This window comes from Azospirillum sp. B510 (assembly GCF_000010725.1).
GTDB classification, from domain to species: Bacteria; Pseudomonadota; Alphaproteobacteria; order Azospirillales; family Azospirillaceae; genus Azospirillum; species Azospirillum lipoferum_B.
Genome location: NC_013857.1, coordinates 219,052 through 240,311 on the forward strand (window position 1 = coordinate 219,052; position 21,260 = coordinate 240,311).

21 protein-coding genes are annotated in these 21,260 nt (G+C 66.6%); 19 read left to right on the plus strand and 2 right to left on the minus strand.

What is annotated here, in order from left to right; all coding sequences use genetic code 11:
- Positions 1 to 35: 35 nt before the first annotated feature.
- The 9 genes from AZL_RS25475 (at position 36) to AZL_RS36710 (ending at position 11,301) form a co-directional block, all read left to right on the plus strand.
- Positions 36 to 1,139 (plus strand): hybrid-cluster NAD(P)-dependent oxidoreductase, encoded by a 1,104-nt coding sequence (locus tag AZL_RS25475; RefSeq protein ID WP_052293790.1) that lies wholly within the window; start codon positions 36 to 38, stop codon positions 1,137 to 1,139.
- Between the two features lie 105 nt (positions 1,140 to 1,244).
- Positions 1,245 to 2,387 carry a GlxA family transcriptional regulator gene (locus AZL_RS25480; protein ID WP_042445624.1) on the plus strand — a complete coding sequence of 381 codons (1,143 nt, stop codon included), beginning with the start codon at positions 1,245 to 1,247 and terminating at the stop codon, positions 2,385 to 2,387.
- A gap of 165 nt (positions 2,388 to 2,552) precedes the next feature.
- Positions 2,553 to 4,598 (plus strand): NADH:flavin oxidoreductase, encoded by a 2,046-nt coding sequence (locus tag AZL_RS25485; RefSeq protein ID WP_012977303.1) that lies wholly within the window; start codon positions 2,553 to 2,555, stop codon positions 4,596 to 4,598.
- A gap of 37 nt (positions 4,599 to 4,635) precedes the next feature.
- Positions 4,636 to 6,573, plus strand: coding sequence for a DUF3483 domain-containing protein (locus AZL_RS25490; protein WP_012977304.1), 1,938 nt, complete (start codon positions 4,636 to 4,638; stop codon positions 6,571 to 6,573).
- Positions 6,570 to 7,814: an electron transfer flavoprotein subunit alpha/FixB family protein gene (locus tag AZL_RS25495; protein WP_012977305.1), complete on the plus strand. Its 1,245-nt coding sequence runs from the start codon at positions 6,570 to 6,572 to the stop codon at positions 7,812 to 7,814. The genes AZL_RS25490 and AZL_RS25495 overlap by 4 nt, the downstream gene beginning before the upstream one ends.
- Positions 7,807 to 8,613 carry an electron transfer flavoprotein subunit beta gene (locus AZL_RS25500; RefSeq protein ID WP_012977306.1) on the plus strand — a complete coding sequence of 269 codons (807 nt, stop codon included), beginning with the start codon at positions 7,807 to 7,809 and terminating at the stop codon, positions 8,611 to 8,613. Before AZL_RS25495 ends, AZL_RS25500 begins: the two co-directional genes overlap by 8 nt.
- 64 nt (positions 8,614 to 8,677) lie before the next feature.
- The gene (proV, locus tag AZL_RS25505) at positions 8,678 to 9,961 is read left to right on the plus strand and encodes a glycine betaine/L-proline ABC transporter ATP-binding protein ProV (protein WP_148219643.1); all 1,284 of its coding nucleotides are present in this window, start codon (positions 8,678 to 8,680) and stop codon (positions 9,959 to 9,961) included.
- Positions 9,962 to 9,964: 3 nt separating this feature from the next.
- Positions 9,965 to 10,849, plus strand: coding sequence for an ABC transporter permease (locus AZL_RS25510; protein ID WP_012977308.1), 885 nt, complete (start codon positions 9,965 to 9,967; stop codon positions 10,847 to 10,849).
- A 137-nt stretch (positions 10,850 to 10,986) separates the two neighbouring features.
- A complete protein-coding gene (locus AZL_RS36710; RefSeq protein ID WP_193760108.1) occupies positions 10,987 to 11,301 on the plus strand; it encodes a hypothetical protein in 315 nt (104 codons plus the stop codon).
- Between the two features lie 127 nt (positions 11,302 to 11,428).
- On the opposite strand, the gene AZL_RS25520 is transcribed toward AZL_RS36710, so the two are convergent.
- Positions 11,429 to 12,466, minus strand: a complete 1,038-nt coding sequence (locus AZL_RS25520) for an HAD family hydrolase (RefSeq protein WP_042445830.1) — start codon at positions 12,464 to 12,466, stop codon at positions 11,429 to 11,431.
- 804 nt (positions 12,467 to 13,270) lie between these two features.
- Positions 13,271 to 13,444 (minus strand): hypothetical protein, encoded by a 174-nt coding sequence (locus tag AZL_RS36420; RefSeq protein ID WP_158306017.1) that lies wholly within the window; start codon positions 13,442 to 13,444, stop codon positions 13,271 to 13,273.
- A gap of 54 nt (positions 13,445 to 13,498) precedes the next feature.
- Here AZL_RS36420 and AZL_RS25525 point away from each other — a divergent pair, with 54 nt between their 5' ends.
- The 10 genes from AZL_RS25525 to hypA all read left to right on the plus strand — a co-directional run bounded on the left by AZL_RS25525 (position 13,499) and on the right by hypA (position 21,246).
- A complete protein-coding gene (locus AZL_RS25525) occupies positions 13,499 to 14,443 on the plus strand; it encodes a GlxA family transcriptional regulator (protein ID WP_204367326.1) in 945 nt (314 codons plus the stop codon).
- Between the two features lie 190 nt (positions 14,444 to 14,633).
- Positions 14,634 to 15,131 carry a dihydroneopterin aldolase gene (locus AZL_RS25530; RefSeq protein WP_012977312.1) on the plus strand — a complete coding sequence of 166 codons (498 nt, stop codon included), beginning with the start codon at positions 14,634 to 14,636 and terminating at the stop codon, positions 15,129 to 15,131.
- Positions 15,132 to 15,135: 4 nt separating this feature from the next.
- Positions 15,136 to 15,852, plus strand: coding sequence for a uridylate kinase (locus tag AZL_RS25535; RefSeq protein WP_247894492.1), 717 nt, complete (start codon positions 15,136 to 15,138; stop codon positions 15,850 to 15,852).
- A gap of 431 nt (positions 15,853 to 16,283) precedes the next feature.
- A complete protein-coding gene (locus AZL_RS25540; protein ID WP_247894493.1) occupies positions 16,284 to 17,573 on the plus strand; it encodes a hypothetical protein in 1,290 nt (429 codons plus the stop codon).
- A 214-nt stretch (positions 17,574 to 17,787) separates the two neighbouring features.
- Positions 17,788 to 18,438 carry a HyaD/HybD family hydrogenase maturation endopeptidase gene (locus AZL_RS25545; protein WP_042445833.1) on the plus strand — a complete coding sequence of 217 codons (651 nt, stop codon included), beginning with the start codon at positions 17,788 to 17,790 and terminating at the stop codon, positions 18,436 to 18,438.
- A 14-nt stretch (positions 18,439 to 18,452) separates the two neighbouring features.
- Positions 18,453 to 18,764, plus strand: coding sequence for a HypC/HybG/HupF family hydrogenase formation chaperone (locus tag AZL_RS25550; protein ID WP_012977316.1), 312 nt, complete (start codon positions 18,453 to 18,455; stop codon positions 18,762 to 18,764).
- 5 nt (positions 18,765 to 18,769) lie between these two features.
- A complete protein-coding gene (locus tag AZL_RS25555; protein WP_012977317.1) occupies positions 18,770 to 19,210 on the plus strand; it encodes a hydrogenase in 441 nt (146 codons plus the stop codon).
- Entirely contained in the window at positions 19,207 to 20,076 is an 870-nt protein-coding gene (locus AZL_RS25560; protein ID WP_012977318.1) for a hydrogenase expression/formation protein, read from the plus strand. Before AZL_RS25555 ends, AZL_RS25560 begins: the two co-directional genes overlap by 4 nt.
- Positions 20,073 to 20,912 (plus strand): [NiFe]-hydrogenase assembly chaperone HybE, encoded by an 840-nt coding sequence (gene hybE / locus AZL_RS25565; protein ID WP_012977319.1) that lies wholly within the window; start codon positions 20,073 to 20,075, stop codon positions 20,910 to 20,912. Before AZL_RS25560 ends, hybE begins: the two co-directional genes overlap by 4 nt.
- Positions 20,905 to 21,246, plus strand: coding sequence for a hydrogenase maturation nickel metallochaperone HypA (gene hypA / locus AZL_RS25570; protein WP_012977320.1), 342 nt, complete (start codon positions 20,905 to 20,907; stop codon positions 21,244 to 21,246). The genes hybE and hypA overlap by 8 nt, the downstream gene beginning before the upstream one ends.
- The last annotated feature ends 14 nt before the right edge of the window (positions 21,247 to 21,260 follow it).

A 21,260-nucleotide genomic window follows, 5' to 3' on the forward strand; every position in this document is an offset into this window, starting at 1 on the left:
GACGCCCGCTGTCCACGGCTCAGGGAGGGATGACGATGCAGCAGGATGCGGGGCCGCCTCCGGTCCGGAATTGGGATCCCGAGACCGATGACACGCTGGTGTGCCGGGCGGTGCGGGATGAGACGCAAGATGTGAAGACCTTCGTCTTCGCACCGCGGCACCCCTGCCTGTTCCGGTTCAAGCCGGGGCAGTTCATCACGTTGGAACTGCCCATCGGCGGCGAAACCATTCACCGCAGCTACACCGTCTCCTCGTCCGCCGCGCGGCCGCACCGGCTCTCGATCACCGTCAAGCGTGTGCCCGGCGGCCCGGTGTCGAACTGGTTGCATGACCATCTGAAGCCGGGCGACACCATCCGCGCGGTCGGCCCGCTCGGCGAGTTCACCCCCGGCGTCTCCGAAGCGCCGCGCAAGTTCCTGTTCCTGTCCGGCGGCAGCGGCATCACGCCCCTGATGTCGATGACCCGGACCTTCGATGATCTGGGCGACGATCACGACATCATCTTCGTCCACGCCGCCCGGACTCCTGCCGACATCGTCTTCCGCCGCGAACTGGACGCGCTGACCGGCCCCGGCCGCCACCTGCGCGTCGCCCATGTCTGCGAGGAGGTCGGCGGCGAGGCCCATTGGGCCGGCTTCACCGGGCGGCTGTCGCTGCCGATGCTCGGGCTGATCGCGCCGGACTTCAAGGACCGCGAGGTTTTCGTCTGTGGCCCCGGCCCCTTCATGAAAGCAGTGCGCGCCTTCCTGGAGGAAGGTGGCTTCGATATGAGCCGCTACCATCAGGAGAGTTTCAACTTCGAGGAAATGGCGGCCGTGCTCGCCGCCGGAGCGCCGCCGCCCATGGCCGCGCCGATCCTGGACATGCCGTCCCCGACCGGCTTCCGCGTCGAATTCGCCAAGAGCGGCAAGGTCTTCACCTGCCCGCCGGATATGCCGGTGGCGGATGCGGCATCGGCCGCCGATATCCGGGTTCCGACATCCTGCTCTCAAGGATTGTGCGGAACCTGCAAGACGAGGTTGATCGCCGGCACCGTGGAGATGAACCATACCGGCGGCATCCGCAAACGCGAAATCGACCAGGGGCTGATCCTGCTCTGCTGCAGCCGTCCGACCAGCGATCTGGTGATAGAGCGCTAGAAGCATCCCGCATGAATTGTCTTCCGGGGGCAAGCCGCTGACGCTAACATTCCGAAGGACGGATAACGGCCGTCAGACTGAGAGGTTGTCCTGGTGGGGAAGACAGTGGAATATCGCCGTTTCGGCGGTAGCGATCCCGCACCCCGGCAGGAGGAACGCGCGCTCTTGTCGGTCGGGTTCATCCTGACCAACAACTTCACCCTGACGGCGCTCGCCCCCTTCATCGACGCCCTGCGGCTGGCGGCCGACGAGGGCGACCGGTCGCGGCAGATCCGTTGCCGCTGGACCATCATGGGGTCGCGGGCGGAGCCGGTGATGTCCAGCTGCGGTATCGGCGTCGCCCGCTGGGAGCCGCTGACCGATCCCCGCCGCTTCGACTATGTGGTGGTGGTTGGCGGGTTGCTGCATGCCGGCCCGCAATTGGACGACGAAGCGCTGGCCTATCTGCGCGCCGCGGCATCCTATGGCGTGACCCTGGTCGGCGTGTGTACCGGCAGCTTCGTGCTGAGCCGCATCGGTCTGATGAAGAACCGCCGTTGCTGCGTCAGTTGGTACCATCACCGCGATTTCATCGAGGAATTCCCCGATCTGGTGCCGGTGGCCGACCAGCTTTACGTGGTGGACCGCGACCGCATCACCTGTTCGGGCGGCGCCGGGGTGGCGGATCTGGCCGCCTTCCTGATCGAGCGCCATCTGGGCCGCGCCACAGCCCAGAAAACCATGCACATCCTGCTGATCGACAAGGCCCGGCCCGCCAGCCAATCGCAACCGCAGCCGCCGACGGTCGTGGAGATCACCAACGACCGGGTCCGCCGCGCCCTGCTGCTGATGGAGCAGCACATCAGCGATCCCCTGTCGGTGGAGGAGATCGTCCACCGGCTGAATGTCAGCACCCGACAATTCGAACGACTCTTCCGTCTGGCCGTGGGCACCAGCCCGGCCACCTACTACCGGACGCTGCGTCTGCGTTATGGTCATTGGCTGTTGCGCAACACCAAGCGCTCGGTCACCGCCATCGCCAACGAGGCCGGCTTCGCCGATTGCGCCCATTTCTCCCGCCAGTTCCGGGACCTGTTCGGCGTCTCGCCGTCGGAGGCCCGGCGCACCGTGGAGCCGGATGCGGAGGTCGATCCGCATTTTTCACCGCTCGCCGCTTTCCGGCGCACGAATGGGGATTCCCTTCTGCCCGACCGTCGCCTCTTCGAAGATCCGGCACTGGCGGCTCAAGGCGGCGCGGAGGCGGAGTAACCGGGCATGACCTTGGTTTCTTCAAATAATTCAAATATTTGACAGACCATCCTCAAGTTGTCCCCTCCCTGTCGCAAAAAGGTAATTCCCGGTCGCGGGGGGCAACGCGGCAATGGTGGCGATGGTGAATCCTAGGCAGGCTCAATACCGGGGGTCGTTCCTGCCATGTCCTCACCCGCCGAAGCCCTTTTGAAGCCTCTGCACATCAAGCATTTGACGATCCGGAACCGCGTGATGAGCACGAGCCACGCGCCGGGCTACGGGTCCGAAGGCAAGCCCAAGGAGCGCTACCAGCTCTACCATGAGGAAAAAGCCAAGGGCGGCATCGGCCTGACGATGTTCGGCGGCTCCTCCTCGGTCGCGGTGGACAGCCCGGCGGCACCCTGGAACCAGATATCCGTCGCCGACGACAGCGTCATCCCCTTCTTCCGGGAATTCTCCGACCGGGTGCACCGCCATGGCGCGGCGCTGATGATCCAGCTTACCCACATGGGCCGGCGCACCCGCTGGGACACCGAGAACTGGCTGCCGACCGTCTCCGCCTCGGCCGCCCGCGAACCGGCGCACCGCAACACGCCCAAGGAGATGGAGGATTTCGACTTCAAGCGGATCATCGCCGGCTATGCCGCCGCCGCCCGCCGCTGCAAGGAGGGCGGCCTGGATGGCTTCGAGCTGTCGGCGGCCCATGGCCACCTGATCGACCAGTTCTGGAGCCCGTCGGCCAACCGCCGCACCGACAAATATGGCGGCAGCCTGGAAAACCGCATGCGCTTCGGCATCGAGGTGTTCGAGGCGATCCGCGCCGAGGTCGGCGACGATTACGTCATCGGCATGCGCATGTCGGGCGATGAGCTGATCGACGACGGCCTCAGCCACGACGACTGCATCGCCATCGCCCGCAGCTATGCCGAACGCGGGCTGATCGATTTCGTGAATGTGCTGGGCGGACAGGCGCGCGATCATCTGGCGCACGCCATCTCGCTGCCCAACATGTCCTTCCCGGTCGCGCCCTTCCTGCATCTGGCCAGCGGCATCAAGCGCGAGGCCGGCATTCCGGTCTTCCACGCCCAGCGCGTGACCGACCTCGCCACCGCCGCCCGCGCGGTGGAGGAAGGCCATGTCGACATGGTCGCCATGACCCGCGCCCACATCGCCGACCCGCATCTGGTGCGCAAGCTGATGGAGGGGCGGCTGGACGACGTGCGCCAATGCGTCGGCGCCGGCTATTGCATCGACCGCATCTATGTCGGCGGCGACGCGCTGTGCATCCAGAACGCCGCGACCGGCCGCGAGCGCAGCATGCCGCATGTGATCCCGAAGGCGGAGCGCAGGCGCCGCGTCGTCGTGGTCGGCGGCGGGCCCGGCGGGTTGGAGGCCGCCCGCGTCTGCGCCGAGCGCGGCCATTCGGTCGTGCTGCTCGAGCGCAACGCCGCTCCCGGCGGTCAGATCGCCATCGCCGCCAAGGCGACCTGGCGCGAGGCGATGACCGGCATCACCCGCTGGCTGTCCCAGCAGGTCACCAAGCTGGGTGTCGATGTCCGTCTGGGCGTGGAGGCCGACCGCGCCGCCATCGAGGCCGAGACTCCCGACGTGGTGATCCTCGCGACCGGCGGCCGTCCCAACCGCGGTGACTTCAAGGGCGCCGATCTGGCGGTGTCGAGCTGGGATATCCTGACCGGGGCGGTTGAGCCGACCGGGACTGTCCTGATGTATGACGGCACCGGCCAACATCACGGCGCCTCCTGCGCGGAATTCATGGCCAGGCGCGGGGCGCTGGTGGAGATCGCCACCCCCGACCGCATGGTCGCGGAGGAGGTCGGCACCACCAACCAGCCGATCCATCTGCGCGAGCTGTACAAGCTGAACGTGGTGATGACCACCAATCACCAGCTCGTGGAAATTTACCCGGAGGGCAACCGCCGCGTCGCGGTCCTGCGCAATGAATACACCCACGAGGAGGAGGAGCGGCTGGTCGACCAAATCGTTGTCGAACTCGGCACCCTGCCGAATGACGGTCTCTATTTCGACCTGAAGGACCGCTCGCTGAACCGCGGCGAAACCGACCTCGACAGCCTGATCGCCGGCCGGCCGCAGCCGGTGCAGGCCAACGGCCATGGCGGCTACACCCTGCATCGCATCGGCGACGCGGTGGCCGGCCGCAACATCCACGCCGCCATCTACGACGCGGCGCGTCTCTGCAAGGACATCTGACACCTCGCCCTCCGCCACGCGACAGGAGCCGTCCGACGTGATCGCAACCGCTCTTTCCACCGTCGTCCTTGCCGTTCTCGCCATCGGCGCGGCATTGGCCGGCTGGCAGTCGCGGCGCTGGCTGGCCGGCCGTCCGGCGGCGGTCGATGTGGTCGCCGGCCTGCGCGCCCTGCCCGGCCGCTATCTCGTGGATGTCCACCATGTGGTGGGGCGCACGCCGTTCAATGCCCGCTTCCATGCGCTGGTCGCCGGCGGTTTCCTCGCGGCGCTTGCGCTGCTGGTGGCGATGGGCGTCGCCATGACCAATTCCTGGGCCGGATCGCGCATTCTCTGGCTGGTGCTGGCACTGGCGCTGGCGGTCATGCTGGCTGGCGCCCTGATGGTCCGGCATCGCCGCCGGGTGCTGCGTCCGCGGGAGCTGTCGCAGGGCCGTTTCGCCCGCCTTCCCCTGTCGCTTCCGGGATTTTCCGGCTGCCTGCTGGTGGTGGCGCTTGATCAGGCGCTGGGCGGCGTGATGCCGGAGGTCCTGGCGCTTGCGCTGATCGCGGTCGCCGGGGTGGCGATGGCCGATCTGGTCTGGGGTGTGTGGAAGGGACCGCTGAAGCATGCCGTGCATGGCTCATTGCATCTGGCCTTCCACCCGCGCCCAGCCCGCTTCCATGACGGCAAGGGGCGCGACACCGGGCTGAAGCCGCTGCCGCTCGCCCCGGTGGAGGATGCCACCACCGCCGGGCCGGGCGCCCTGGGCGTGGAACGTCCCATCGATTTCGCCTGGAACCGGTTGCTCGGCTTCGACGCCTGTGTCCAGTGCGGGCGCTGCGAGACCGCCTGTCCGGCCTATGCCGCCGGCCTGCCGCTGAACCCGAAGAAGCTGGTGCAGGATCTGGTCGCCGCCATGGACAGCCAGGCCAGCGACGCCGCCTATGCCGGCAATCCACATCCCGGCCGCGGCGTGGGCGAGGCCCATGGCGGTGCGGCGCTGCCGCTGATCGGGCCGGATGCGATGATCCATCCCGACACGCTGTGGTCCTGCACCACCTGCCGCGCCTGCGTGCAGGAATGCCCGATGATGATCGAACATGTGGACGCGGTCGTCGATCTCCGCCGCTTCCAGACGCTGGAGCTGGGCGCCACTCCGGCCAAGGCCGCCATCATGCTGGAGGAGCTGCGCGCCACCGACACGCCCGGCGGCCGCGCGCTCGCCCGGCGCTGGGACTGGGCGGCCGACCTGTCGCTGCCCCGGCTGCCGGCCGGCGGCTCCTGCGATACGCTGCTCTGGGTCGGCGACGGCGCCTTCGACCTGCGGGTCCAACGTTCGCTGCGGGCACTCGTCCTGCTGCTGCGCCGCGCCGGGGTGGACTTCGCCGTGCTGGGCGACGACGAGCTGGATTGCGGCGATGTCGCCCGCCGTCTGGGCGACGAGGCGACCTTCCAGTCGCTGGCGACCCGCAACATCGCGACGCTGAACGCCCGCCGCCTCAATCGCATCGTCACCGCCGATCCCCACGCGCTGCACACGCTGCGCAACGAATATCCGGCCTTCGGCGGCGGCTGGACGGTCGTTCACCATAGCGCCCTGCTGCTGGAGCTGATCACCGGCGGCGCGCTGACGGTGACCAAGCCGGTCGGGCGTAGCGTCACCTTCCACGACCCCTGCTATCTCGGCCGTTACAATGGCGAGATCGAGGCGCCGCGCGTCCTGCTCGACGCCATCGGCGTGGAGCGCCGGGAGATGCTGCGCTCCGGCCTGCGGTCGAGCTGCTGTGGCGGCGGCGGCGGCGCCCCGCTGACCGACGTGTCGGGCGAACGCCGCATCCCCGACGTCCGCATGGAGCATGTCCGCGAGACCGGCGCCTCGCTGGTCGCCGTCGCCTGCCCGAACTGCGCCCTGATGCTGGAAGGCGTCGTCGGCCCCCGGCCGGAGGTGGCGGAGATCGCCGAACTGGTGCTCGCCGCGACGGAGGCCGCCCGATGACCAGCCTCCCAACCAGCTTCCCGATCGGCCGCCGCCGTGTCGATCCCCGTGCCGAGCGCGCCGCCCGCACCATCCTGACCGGCCCGCGCCCACGCCTGCTGCGCCAGCCGGTTACCGCCGCTGTCAATGAACGCCGCCGCGACCCGCGTGCCCTTCGGGCCGCCGCGTTGGTCCAGAGTCAGCCGCGCCCGCGCTACGACTGGACGCGCGATGCGGCCACGACCGGCACCGCTGCGGCAATCGCCGGCACCGCCGCCCCCGCCCCCGCGATCCCGGTTCAGGTGATCGCCGAGCCGGCCTATCTGATCCTCGCCATGCTCGACCGCCCCGGCGGCGAGGTCAGCGAACATGACCGGCAGGTGATCGCCGCCGCCCGCCTGCTGGCCGACGCGGGGGGCGGTGCCGTGGTGACCGTCTGTACCGGCTCGGGCGAGGCGCTGGCAGAGGCCGGGTCCGACCGCCATGTCGCCCTGCCCGACGGCTGGGCCGACGATTACGTGCCGGAACGGCGGGCCGCCGCCGCGTCGGCGCTGATGGCGGCGCTGTCCCCCCGCCACATCCTGTTCCCGGACAGCCAGGACGGCGGCGACGTGGCGCGGCGGCTCGCGGCGGCGGTGGGAGAGCGGCTGTTCACCGGTGTGCAGAGCCTCGGCCCCGACCGGGCGACCCGCCAGTCGGCCGGCGGATCGCTGGAGACCGGACACTGCCCGACCCGGCTGATGACGGTCGCGGCGGACGCCCTCGCGCCGCTCGACGGCGTGCGGCACGAGGCCCGGCCGCTCGCCCTGCCCGACCCGGTCATGGCGGGGGAGGAGGGGCTGCCCAGGCTGGGCGGCGCCCGCCGGCTGGCCGTCGATCCCGACGCGCTCGCCCTGTCGGAGACCGACTTCATCCTCAGCGCCGGCAACGGCGTGACCGACTGGCGGAGCTTCGCCGAACTGGGCGAGGCGCTGGGTGCCACCCGCGCCGGCAGCCGCGTGGTCTGCGATGCCGGCCATCTGCCGCGCGAACGGCAGGTCGGCGCCTCGGGCACGGTGGTCGGCGCGCGCTGCTATCTTGCCGTCGGCATCGCCGGCGCGCCGCAGCATCTCCAGGGCATCACCGCCGTCCGGCATGTGATCGCCGTCAACACCGACCTTCACGCCGAGATGATCAAGCGGGCCGACCTGTCCATCGTCGCCGATGCCCAGGACGTCATGCCCGCCCTGATCCGGCTCATCCGGGAGCGCCGCCATGCCTGACGCCGTCATGAGCGATGTCGCCGTCCTGCTGTCGATCGGCCGCCATCCGGTCTCCGGCCGCGCCCGCCGCGCCGCCACCGACGCCCAGGCGTTGGAAATGGCGCTGGCGCTGCGCCCGCGGCGGCTGACGGCGATCCATGCCGGACCGGCCGTCGACGCCGAAGCGCTGCGCGCCTATCTCGGCATGGGGCTGGAGCGGCTGACCCTGCTGGTCCTGCCGGAGGGAAGCGATCCGGTCGAACCGCTGATCGCCCATCTGCGCCGCCTCGCCCCGTCGCTGGTGCTGACCGGACGGCAGGCGGAGACCGGCGAAGGCAGCGGCATGCTGCCCTATCTGATCGCCCGCGGGCTCGATGCCGCGGTCGTCTCCGACGTGGTGCGGATCGACCCCACCGATACACCCGACGTCGCGGACGCGGTGACGGGCAAGGCCGACCTCGTCCAGGCGCTGCCGCGCGGGCAGCGGCGGGCGCTGACCGTCTCGGGCCGCCTCGTGGCGGCCATCCACCCGTCCGCCCCGCCCGCGCGTCCGTCGGCCTTCGGCCCGGCCCGCCGGGGCGTCGTCGAGCCGCTGGAGGTCCAGGCGACCGCCGATCTCTTCCTGTCGGACTGCGAGCACCGACCGTGGCGCCCGAAGCCCAAGCTGATGCGCGTGAAACGCGGCGGCTCGGCCCTGGACCGGCTGAAGGCGGCGACCGAGAGCAAGAGCGGAAGAGGCCAACTGCTGGTCAACCCGTCAGCCGAAGCGGGAGCGCTGGCCATCTACGACAGCCTTGTCGAACAGGGAATGCTTCCATGACCATGCAAAACGATCCTCCGAGTGCCACGGGTCACGTTGTCGCGAAGCCGGGGGAGGCCTGTCGATGAATACGATGATGCGAAGCGCGGTTTCGGTCGGCGGGCCGGCCAGTCTGGGCTTACCCCGCGGCACCGCCGGGGTGACCGCCGGAGACGACGCGGCGGTCCGCCTCGAGGTCCGGAACGTCTACAAGATCTTCTCCGCCGACCCCAAGCCTGCGCTGACGATGCTGCGCCAGGGCGCCAGCAAGGCGGAGGTTCTGGAAAAGCTGAACGTCAATGTCGGTGTGCTCGACGCCAGCTTTCAGGTTCGCACCGGCGAGATCTTCGTCATCATGGGGCTGTCGGGGTCCGGCAAATCCACCATGATCCGGCTGCTGAACCGGTTGATCGAGCCCAGCAGCGGCGAAATCCTGCTGGATGGCAAGGATCTGGTCAGCATGTCCAAGGCCGAGCTGATCCAGGCCCGCCGCCGGAACATGGGCATGGTCTTCCAGTCCTTCGCCCTGATGCCGCATCTGAGCGCGCTGGACAACGCCGCCTTCGGCCTGGAAATCTCCGGCGCCTCGAAGGCGGAGCGTCACAAGGCGGCGCAGCAGGCGCTGGAACAGGTGGGCTTGGGCGCCTACGCCCACCGCTACCCGCGCGAGATGTCCGGCGGCATGCAGCAGCGCGTCGGTCTCGCCCGTGCGCTCGCCAACGACCCGACCATCCTGCTGATGGACGAGGCCTTCTCCGCCCTCGACCCGCTGATCCGCACCGAAATGCAGGACGAGCTGCTGCGCCTGCAGCACGAGCACCAGCGCACCATCGTCTTCATCTCCCACGACCTGGACGAGGCGATGCGCATCGGCGACCGCATCGCCATCATGGAGGGCGGACGCATCGTGCAGGTCGGCACGCCTTACGAGATCCTCAGCCGTCCGGCCGATGATTACGTCCGCTCCTTCTTCCGCAACGTCGACGCCTCCAAGGTACTGCGGGCCGGCGACGTGGCGCGCTACGAGGCGACCAACACCGTCATCCGCCTGCCCGGCGAGCTGACTCCGGCCCTGCACCAGCTGCGCGAGAACCATCACGATTTCGGCTATGTCCGTACCCAGGGCGGCCGTTTCGAAGGGATCGTGTCGCAGACGACGCTGGAGCGCGAGTTGAAAGGGCCGCAGCCCCGCTTCGTCAACGCCTTCCTGCCCGACGTCCAAACCGTGAACGCCGCCACCCCCATCCATTCCCTGCTGGCGCTTGTCGCCGACACCGAATGGCCGGTGCCGGTCGTCGACGACGACCACAACTTCCTCGGCGCCATCTCGCGCGCCCTCATGCTCCACACTCTGGTCCGGGGGGATTGACCGATGGATTTCGACTTCAGAATCGGCAAGTGGGTCGAGGAACTGGTCAGCTTCATGCTCGACCATTTCCAATCGACCTTCGACGCGATCTCGCTGGTGGTGAACGGCTTCGGCGCCGCCGTCGATTTCGTGCTGGTCGGAGCGCCCGCCTGGCTGCTGATTGGGCTGATCGTCGCGGTCTCCCTGTGGCGTGTCGGCGTCGGCTTCGCCGTCTTCACGGTCGCCTCCCTGCTGCTGATCGTCGGCATGGGGCTTTGGGCGGAGACGGCCTCCACCCTCGGCCTGGTCCTGACCTCCACCCTGCTCTGTCTTCTGGCCGGCGTGCCGCTGGGCGTCTGGATGGCGCGCAACCGCGTGGTCGAAAGCATCGTCCGCACCACGCTGGACTTCATGCAGACCATGCCGGCCTTCGTCTATCTGATCCCGGCCGTGATGTTCTTCGGGCTGGGCCGGGTGCCGGGCATCCTCGCCACCGTGATCTTCGCCATGCCGCCGGCCGTGCGCCTGACGGCGCTGGGCATCCAGCAGGTGCCGGCGGAGATCGTCGAGGCCGGCAAGGCCTTCGGCTGCCATGACCGCCAGCTGCTGTTCAAGGTGCAGCTGCCCAACGCCCTGCCCTCGATCATGGCCGGGGTGAACCAGACCATGATGATGGCGCTGTCGATGATCGTCATCGCTTCGATGATCGGCGCCGGCGGGCTGGGCAATGTCGTGTTGCAGGGCATCCAGCGCCTGGACATCGCGCTCGGCTTCGAGAGCGGCCTCAGCGTCGTGCTGCTGGCGATCATCCTCGACCGCATCACCCAGAGTTTCGGGCGAACCGCCGTCGCTCCGCGATCCGCCCGCTTCGCGTTCCTAAGGCGGTTCCTGCCGGTGCCGGCGCGGTGAGCGCGCGGGCTCTCCCGGACGGGCGCGTCGCAGCCGCTCCTCCGGCGCGGCCAATGCCACCAAGCGGGCGGCGGCAGCCGGGAGACATTCGGATCGAGCGGCTGGCCGGCGCCGTCCTTGCCGGCCGGCTGGAGGAGTTGGTTGCCCTGCGGCTGGCGGTGCTGGGTGAGTTTCCGTTCCTCTATTCCGGTTCGGCCGCTTATGAGGAGCGCTATCTCTCCGGTCTCGGCGGCTTGCCGGGTGGGCTCATCCTGGCGGCCTTCGACCGCAACCGCATGATTGCGGCGGCCACCGGCGCACCGCTCGACCAGGAACGCCTGCGACCGGGAGGAGACCGCCAAACCCCTTCGCTTCTGGGTCAAGCCTCTTCCCACCCGCATCGGAGCATGACCGGTGGACAGCGGCATCGTCACCCTTTCGCAGTTGCGTTTCACTTCGTTCGCCGTGACTAAGCTTACAGAGGGACTTCCACCGTCAAGAACGCGCCCATGCTGGGCGCACAAGCGAAGGTCCAAGCAAAGGCCCCGGCGGTTGTCCCGGCCGGGGCCTTCATGCTTTCATGGAGCGAAAGGGGTGACGTTACTGGATCTCGTCCGGTTGGACGACGGTCCAGTTCCGATCGGCCAGGACGGGCTGCCCCTGCGCCGCTTGGCTGGCGGCGGCAGATTCCCACATTTGCTTGATCTGCTTCATGTATTTGTCCTTGCGGTTGACCCACAGCCGGATGCCGCCATTCGCAGCGTCGGTGGAATGGAGCAGCATGTAGCCGTCGCTGCTGGGGGTATCGCCCGCCACCAGCACCGGCTTCTTCCACTGATCGATGTAGGTGAGGATCGCCGCATGCTTGCCGGCGAACCAAGTCAGCGGCGCCCACAGATAGGTGCCGAGTTCCAGGTCCATCGTCTTCGCCCAGTCGTATTTCCCCTCGGCGATCAGCTTGCGCGCCGTGGTCACTTCGCCGGTGGAGCGGTTCTTCAGCAGCATGGTGACGCCGATGACGTTCTGCGGCTTGATGTTGTAGCCGTATTTCGGATCGGACAGGACCATCCGGACCAGCTCCTCGCTGGCGGCGGTCACCACATAGACCTCGATCCCGTTGGCGGTCAGGTGGTTCACCAGCTCCTGCTGGCCGGTGTAGAATTTGGGCGGGCTGATCTCGACCGTCTTGACCGCGTCACCGTCGTAATAGGTGGCGGGGATCGGCTTGCCGTCGGCCAGCATCTCGTCGACGAAGCTCTTCAACTGGGCCAGGGTGAAACCGGAGAAGATCTGCGCCACCCACGGATAGCACACCTGATCGTCGATCTCGCACAGCCGGTAATAATAGCTGTTCAGGCTTTCCTTGTGGCCGTTCACGTCCTTGAAGGGAATGATCTTCAAGGACGGGTCCATGCTTTCGCGCGACAGCACGCCCTTGCGTTCCAGATAGGGCAGCAGGGATTCTTCAAGGTCGTAGCGGTAGAGCGTGTTGTCGGAGTCGAACACCGCGTAGGCACCCTTGCCGGCATTGGCTGACACCAGCGTCTTGAGGCTCGCCGCCGCCGCCGCCGGCCAATGTGCGAGCGGTTGAGGGGAGCCCGATTGGGCCATGGCGGCCATCGGGGCAATGGCGACCATGCCCGCGAGCAGCGCGGACCGGAAAAGCGTCTTCATCTGCGCCCTCTCTTCCCTGTTCAAAGACACAACTGTCAAAGACCGAAGCCGTAACGTTGCAGCGGCGTCGGCCAACCCGGTGACAATACGAAACTTCCTACGATTTTCCAGTTAAAAGACATGAATCACGATGTGTTTTAACAAGATCGCGCAGACAAGATTCATGAATATCCTCTATTAAAAAATATTTACTTAAATTTACCATTTCATGAATTTTTGAATATCGACGAAACATGCCATTTTCACATAAAAATTCCTTGAAGTTCCCTTGGGAAGGTCAGTCGGGCGATGCCGAGCGGATGATGAGAGATAGGGATCCATCCCGGCACGGCCATTCCACCACGTCGCCAGCCCGTCCACCGAGCAGAGACGCGTCCGACGGCGGTTGCCGGCTGATCCGGCCGGCGGCGGGATCGGCCTTCTCCCCGTCGACCAGCGTTGGATGACTTCCGGACAAGCCTCTGTCCGAACTGGATGGCGTTCCAGCCACCTGCCGAGGCATGATCGGTCGGACCCGCCGCTGGTTGGATGACCGTGCGTTCGGCGGACAGGGCGAACTGCTGGCCTGCCTCTGAATGGTTCCGGTCCGGGGCCCGTCCGCTAAGTTTCGTATTGGAATGGGTGGCGAAGCTCCGCTTGAGGGATATTACCGTTCGCACCTGTATGATTTGCGCACAAAACGGTCCTGATCCGACCAACGCCGTGCTTCTTCAAGAATTATGTCCGCTTTGTTCAATGTCGTCGGGCCGGACCTGCGTAGGCTGTCTGTCATAAAAGCTTGATGGCGAGGAAAGGAAACAACCTGCCGCCCATCCGAACCTGGCCGCCAGAAACAACAAGGCCATGGAAGAACAGCGTGTTCGCCGACCATTCGCGACCCACGACGATACGAACAGGAAAGCGGAAGAGGGGCACGGGACAATGAAGTGCGATGAACAGCAATCCGGGGTTTCCAAGGTCGACACGATCGGATTTCTCCTGGTTCCCGATTTTTCGATGATCGCGTTCACCGCGGCGGTGGAGCCGCTCCGCCTCGCCAACCATATCAGTGGAAAGGAGCTCTACCGCTGGGTGCTGTTGTCGCCGAATGGCGGTGTCCAGCGCGCCAGCAACGGCATCGGGCTCTGTGTCGACCACGCCATCGCCGATGCGCCCCCGCTGTCCACCGTGATGGTGTGCAGCGGCATCGGCGGCCACTGGTACGAGGATCGGGCGATGTTCTCATGGATGCGGCGTTCGGTCGCCCAGGGGGTCGCTTTCGGTGCCCTATGCACGGCCAGCCATATCCTCGCCCGCGCCGGCCTGCTGGACGGCTACCGTTGCACCATCCACTGGGAAAACATGGCGGGCTTCGCCGAGACCTTCCCGGAGATCGAGGCGACGGGCGAGCTGTTCACGATCGACCGCAACCGCTTCACCTGCGCGGGCGGAACCGCGGCCACCGACATGATGCTGCACCTGATCGCCGCCCGCCATGGCGAGAAGCTTGCGATGGACATCGCCGAGCAGCTCCTCCACACCAAGATCCGCGCCGGCAGCATCCGCCAGCAGGAGGAGTTGCAGGCCAACCCGATGCTGGATCACGAGGATCTCAACGCCGCCGTGGCGGTGATGCAGGCCAACATCGAGGAACCGCTGGATCTGCTGGCGCTCGCCGCGGAGCTGGGCCAGTCCCGTCGGAATCTGGAGCGGCTGTTCCGCAAATACATGAACTGCTCGCCGGCCAAATACTATCTCGGCCTCCGGATGAAGCGGGCGCGACAGTTGCTGTGCCAGACCCGCATGTCGGTGATGGAGGTATCGATCAGTTGCGGCTTCATTTCCGCCACCCATTTCAGCAAATGCTACCGTGATCATTTCGGCATCGCACCGCGGAGCGAACGCCAGAACCAGCGGCATAGCCCGCTTGCCGCGGCGCAGGAGTTCATCAGCCTGTCTTGATGCCGCCGCTCATACCGCCGTGTGGGTCGGGATCGGGTGCGGACGCCATAGGGGGGACGGCGGAAAACGCCAATTCGGTGTCGCATTCGAACAGATGCCGCGCTCCACATGTCGTTAAGGTTCAAAACGGCCCGCCCGACACCCAACACGCGTCCGGCTCCGCCGGACAACAGCCTGGAGGACGGCAGCGATGCTCGATACGATCCCTTCCGCCCAGTGCGCGCGCGGCGTGAGCACCGCCGACTCCCTGGCTGCCGCCAGTCCCGCCGGCCTCTACGAGCTGTTCCTGGAGAATGTCGTCCTGCCCTGCCGGATCGGTGTCTTCGATCACGAGCACGACGCGCCTCAACGGGTGCGCATCGACCTGCTGCTACAGGTTCGCCAGGACGGAGCTCAATTCTCCGACGATATCGGCGACGTATTGTCCTATGATGATCTTCTGTCCGGGCTGAAGCGGATCCTGATGGACGAACATACCAATCTGGTCGAAATGCTGGCGGAGAAGATCGCCCGCATGTGCCTGACCCACGAGCAGGTGCAGTGGGTTCGCGTGTCGGTGGCGAAGCTGGACATCTATGACGGGGTCGCGGTTCCTGGCATCCGGCTGGAACGGAGGCGCGACCATATGCCCGGCCAGTTCCAGCCGATGTCTCGTCGGCTGATGGTCATGGCCGACCGGCGGATTTGACGCGATGACGGCCAACGCCTCGCCTGCCGACATATCGGCGTCCCATCGATCGGCGGAAGCCCCGGCACGGCCCTGGGTGATCAAGATCGGCGGCAGCCTGTCGGACTGGCATCGGCTGGGAACCTGGCTGGACCTGATCGCCCGCCCGGGCCATCTCCATCCCCTGGTCATCGTGCCGGGCGGCGGGCCCTTCGCCGACGCCGTGCGCGACGCCCAGGACAATTGGCGCCTCGACGATCGGCTCGCCCACCGCATGGCCCTGCTGGCGATGGAACAGTTCGGGCTGATGCTGCACGGCGTCTGTCCGGCCCTGCACATGGCGGCGACGCGGGAGCGGTTGCGGTCGCTGATCCGGGCGCGGATGCCGTCGGTGTGGCTGCCGTCCGCCATGGCGCTCGATCAGCCCGAGATCGCCGAAAGCTGGGATGTCACGTCCGACAGCCTGGCGGCGTGGCTGGCGATGGAACTGGACGCGGCGGCGCTGGTGCTGGTCAAGTCGGGACCCTGCCCATGTGCCGCGACCGATGCGGCGGCACTGGCACGAGACGGGCTGGTCGATGCGGCGTTTCCGTTATGGCGTGCGCGGTTCGCCGGCGAGAGCTGGTGCGTCCACCGCGACAACCACGCCCTGCTGGAAGAAGCGCTGGCAGGCCGCGGCAGCCCCGGTTGCGCCCTGCTGCGTAATCCGGAGGTGGAGCCTCTGCCGGGTGTGCGGGCCTAAACGCGATCACCCCCTCCCGCTCCGCCGCGGCTGGCATGGGCGCTGACCGGGGCCGGCCCTTCCTGAACTGGTCATCGGCGATCGACGGCCGCAAGCCCGCCAGGCTGAAGAGCGTCCGGTTCCAGAGCGCCGTAGGCGCCTGGAAATAAAAGGTTTTTCCCCTCGTAAAATGGTGGCGCCTCCAAGCCTACAGGTTTTCACCTATCCCGGACGCTTTAGATTTTTAGAATGTTCCATTCACTATGTTCCTGAAAATCGGGTGCGTTTGACGAACACCGGGGCGCTGATGGGGAAGCCAAAGGGAACAGAGAATAGAGAACCAATAATATGTGTTTAGGACTGAACAGAAGGTTTTTGTTTTTTTGTGGTTCCGGCAATTTCCCCAATCGAAAGCTCGAACCCCGAATGCCTGGAAGAGGGGGATTGCCGCCATGGCTGATCAAACACTTGCTGAGCCGACTGCGGCCGATGAAACCAACTCTATTCCGGCAAGCACCAAGGCGCGTCTTCGGCAAATCCTGAACGGAAACAGCCGCCACTCCGCCGGGGCTATCCAACTCATCGGCCTTGATGCCCTGCGGATTCAATTGGGAAGCCGTTGGAACAGCGTGAAGGCGCGAGTCCATGATCAGGCCGAACGATTGCTCAATCGGCATCTGCCGCCATCGGATGTGTGGCTTCGGGCCGACGAGGCGAATTATCTGATCGTCTTCGCAACGTTGGACCGGCAGTCGGCCGAACTCATTTGTGGCCGGGTCGTATCCGAATTGCATCGGCTGATGCTGGGAAACAACGATACCGGCAGCATAACCGTCCGCAGCGTCGTAACGGAATTCGACGGCAACATCGCTGTCGAAGAGGCCTCCTTCGATCAACTCATCGCGAAAGCCCTGCAACAGGGGATCGCCACATCCACATCGATTGAGCCGGAAACGGTTGATCATCATCGTGACGTGACGGTTCCCCAGGAGGTCGAATCCTTTCATCCAAACATATGTTTCCGCCCTGTCTTCGATGTCGCGCACAAGGTTCTTTCAACCTATGTTTGTCATCTTGACGATGGCACCAAGAGGACGTTGAGCGCATTCCCTGCCGATGATTTGCGAGGAGAGGAGTATCGTTTCCTCGCGGATTCTGCTATACTAATGCAATCTGTGGAGATACATGGAGATCTTCACAAAAATAATTTTAGATACATTCAAAATCTTGTAATACATTTCTCCACGATTTCAATCGCACGCTATCGGCGTGATTATATCGCGCTTTGTCATTCCATTCCCGTACATCTCGTTCCATTCATGGTATTCGTTCTGCACGGCGTACCCATGGGTGTCCCCTATGGCCGAATCGCCGAGATCATGACTGTTCTCAAGCCCTATGCACGGGCTGTCCTCGTTCTGTTCGACGATGGGGCTCCCAACCTTGCGGCCTTTGCCCAGGCCGGAGTCCGCGGTTTGGGAATAATCGTCCAGCCTGGTGAACCGGAAGCGCGGGCCGCGACCCGGGTCCACAATTTCGGTACCCATGTCCGACGTCACGGCATGGTCTTCTTCGTGGACGGGATCCGAACCGCGACGATGCTGCGCGTGGCCGAGGAGGCCGGTGCATCCTATGTGGCGGGTCCGCTGGTCGGAACCGATACGGACGTTCCCGGACATATGAAGCGTGTGACCGAACGCGAACTGATCCAGCGATCGGCCAGGATGACGCGGCACTTTTGATCGGCAAGCTTGCAGCCAAACTGGCAAGTTCATTGCCACTTGGCACCCACACTGTAATGTTGATATCCACAATCGCTGACCTATCCAGCGATGAACTTGAAAATACCCTGTGTGATCAACACCATGGTGGGGCCGCCGGTCCTGGCATGGAACTTGTACGAATGGTGTGGGCGGCGGTATCCCGCATCATTCGGACCAGAGTTGGGGCACGGGCATGACGGTGGCGGAGGACAGTGGCGGTGGCGGGATCGGTCGGATCCTGGTGTTGGGCATCGGCAACATCCTGTGGGCCGACGAGGGGTTCGGTGTCCGCACGGTGGAACGGCTGGCGGCCGGTTGGCGCTTTCCCGACGCCGTCACGCTGATGGATGGCGGCACCCAGGGGCTCTACCTGCTGCCGCATCTGGAGAATGCCGATGCGCTGATCGTGGTCGACGCCATCGATTATGGCCTGCCGCCCGGCACCCGCCGGATCTTCCGTAACGGCGATGTGCCGGCCTTCCTCGGCGCCAAGAAGATGAGCCTGCACCAGACCGGCTTTCAGGAGGTGCTGGCGAGCGCCATGTTCCTCGGTCGCTGTCCGCAGACGCTGATTCTGGTCGGCGTCCAGCCGGAATGCCTGGAGGACTACGGTGGCGGCCTGACCGCGACGGTCGCCGCCCAGGTCGCCCCGACCATCGACGTCATCCTGTCCCTTCTCCGTGACGAGTTCGGTATCGAGGCCATGCGCCGCGAGGCCGCTGCCGACATCGCCGCCCCGGCCATCGCCCGCGACGCCTATGAGGCGGGCCGTCCCAGCGCCGAGGAGGCCTGCCGCATCGGCGACTCCCGCATTCTGGCGGCGCTGTCCGCCGGTGAAGCCTGAGCCGGGGATCGGACATGTGCATCGGCATTCCCCTGCGCCTGAGTGCTGTCGACGGCATCGCCGGCCGGACGGAGGATGGATCGCTCATCGACCTGTCGCTGGTTCCGGAGGCTGTCCCCGGCGCGTGGGTGCTTGGTTTTCTGGGAACGGCGCGCCGTCCGCTGGATCCGGTGGAGGCGGCCCAGATCCTCGACGCGCTGACGGCGATGAGCGCGGCGCTGGACGGAGACCGGCTGGAGAGCGCCTTCGCCGACCTGACCGGCCGTGAACCCACCCTGCCCGCTCATCTGGAGGCGGCCCGCGCGGCCGGCCTGACGGAGGCCTGACCCCCATGACCGATGTTGCTCCCGATCTTGCCCCCCCTGCCGCGAAGCAACGCCAGCCTCTGCCGCCACTGGTTGATCTGCTGACCGAGGTCCATGGATACCGGCGGCTCGACAGTGCCGACGAGCGGCCGTGGCTGGAGGATCCGGCGGCGGACTGGGTGGTCTTCCTGCCCGGCCATGGCAAGGGCAACGCCGAGACCGCCGATGTCGCCGTCATCCTGCCGGAACTGGTGCGCGCGCTGCATCCGCGCCTGACCCCGGCGGTGGCTGGCGAGGCGGTGGAGCGGGCGTTGCTGGGGCTGACCGGAATGATGAGCCTGCCGGCCCTGGTCTTCCTGCGCGGCGACCGGCTGCTGGGCAGCATTCCGCGGGTGCGCGACTGGGACGACTATCTGCGGCGCATCGGCGACATTCTGGACGATGGCTCGGAAGGCGGTGCGGCATGAGTTCCCTGTTCGGCATGACCCATCCGCCGGTCGGCTTCGGCCCCGGCAGCCAACCCGATGCGACCGAGGAGGGGCTGGAGTATCTGCCGCTGCCGTCCGGGATGCGTGTCTACGAACCGCATCTGCCGGATATCGCCGATCCGGCCCGGGCCGCCGCCGCCCATGCGGTGCTGGTCCGCATCCATGAGGCGCTGAGCAGCTGGTCGGCCGGTGAGGAAATCCGCATCCCGGTCGATGATCTTGACGCCCCGGTGATGGCCCTGGTGGACGAGGCGCTGGGCGAAGGAGAGGTCGCGGTCAAGGTGGAGCGGGCCGGCGACCGGTTGGAGATCCAGGAGGCATCGCTCGCCGGCGTGTGGCGTGTGCGTGCCTTCGGCGATGGTTCCGCGCGGGAGAGCCTGCTGGTGGGCGCCTTTCCACGTGTGGCGCTGAATCGCGCCTTCTCCGCTGCCGCACCGGCCGTGGCCGGTCCGGCGCCGGCCGGGTTGATGAATGGATTGCCGATCCTGACCGAATTGTTGGACCGCAGCGCCTCCTGGCGCCGCGGCGACGCGCCCCATGCGGTGAATTTCAGCCTGCTTCCCCACACGCCCGAGGATCTGGCCTTCGTCGAGCGGCGGCTGGGCGTCGGCGCCACCACCATCCTCTCGCGCGGTTACGGAAATTGCCGGGTCACCGCCACCGCGACGGCGAATGTCTGGTGGGTGCGTTATTACAACTCCGTCGATACGCTGATCCTAGACACGGTGGAGATCGTCGATGTGCCGGCGGTGGTCTGCGCCGCCGCCGAGGACATCGCCGACAGCGCCGAACGGCTGGCCGAGATCCTCGACGCGCTGGCGACCGATCTGGAGCGGGTCCGATGAGCGCCGGGCCCCGGTTCGAAGGCTCCTATCTCGGCGACGCCTCGCGCATCGGCGCGGTGACGCGGATGGAATGCAAGATCTGCTGGCATGTCTATGATCCGGCGGAGGGGTGCGAGCATTGGCAGATCCCGCCGGGGACCGGCTTCGCCGCCCTGCCCGACCATTGGCGTTGCCCGGTCTGCGATGGCGCGCGCGACCAGTTCATGGCGCTGGATGGCGAGCCGGGAATTGTGGAGGCGCCCGCTTTGCCGGTGGTTGCCGTGCCGGTGCCGGCCCCCGCCCCCGCCCTGCCGACCGAGGCCATCGCCCGGCTTGAGGCGGCCTTCCGCGAGATCCACACCGCCCAGATGCGCGGCATGCCCATCGTCAACGACGCGCTGGCGGTGAAGGCGGTGGGGTTCCGCCGCCATGACCAGCGCTGGTTGGGCGCCCTTGTGACGCCCTGGTTCCTGAATCTGGTCTTGCTGCCCGGAGAGGAGGATGAGTGGTCGGGGCTGGTGCCGGGAGCCAAGGAATTGATCGAGTTCCCCTCCGGCCGCTACGAGTTCGTTCACGCCAACCGCAAGGGTGTCGGTGCCTACAAGGCCTGCTCGCTCTTCTCGCCGATGTTCGAATTCGCCTCCATGCTCCAGGCGACGGAGACCGCCGCGTCGGCTCTGGTCTCGCTCTTCGATCCCTCCATCCGGGAGGACGGTGCCCAGACCGCCGAGATCCGCCGCCGCCGCGAGGCGGAGCTTGCGCCGCCGCCCGAAGCGGCTCCGGCATCGCCGGAACCGGTCCGTCCGTCGCGCCGCGCCCTGCTGGGGATGGGGACCGGGGACCAGACCGATGCATGAGATGGCCCTGTGCGAAAGCCTGCTCCAGGCGATGGAGGAGGCCGGGCGGGCCAACGGCTTCAGGCGGGTCAGCAAGGTGCGGCTGGAGGTTGGCCGTTTCGCCGGGGTGGAGGTGGAGGCGCTGCGGTTCGGCTTCGACGTGGTGACGCGCGGCTCGCTGGCCGACGGGGCCGAACTGGTGGTGCTGGAGGTACCGGGCCGTGGCTGGTGCTTCGATTGCGGCGACACGGTGGATCTGGACGACCGGCTGTCGCCCTGTCCACACTGTGGCGGCAGCCGTCTGCATCCCAATGGCGGCACCGAACTGATGATCAAGGATCTCGAGGTCGAATGAGGCTGGCGCCCGAT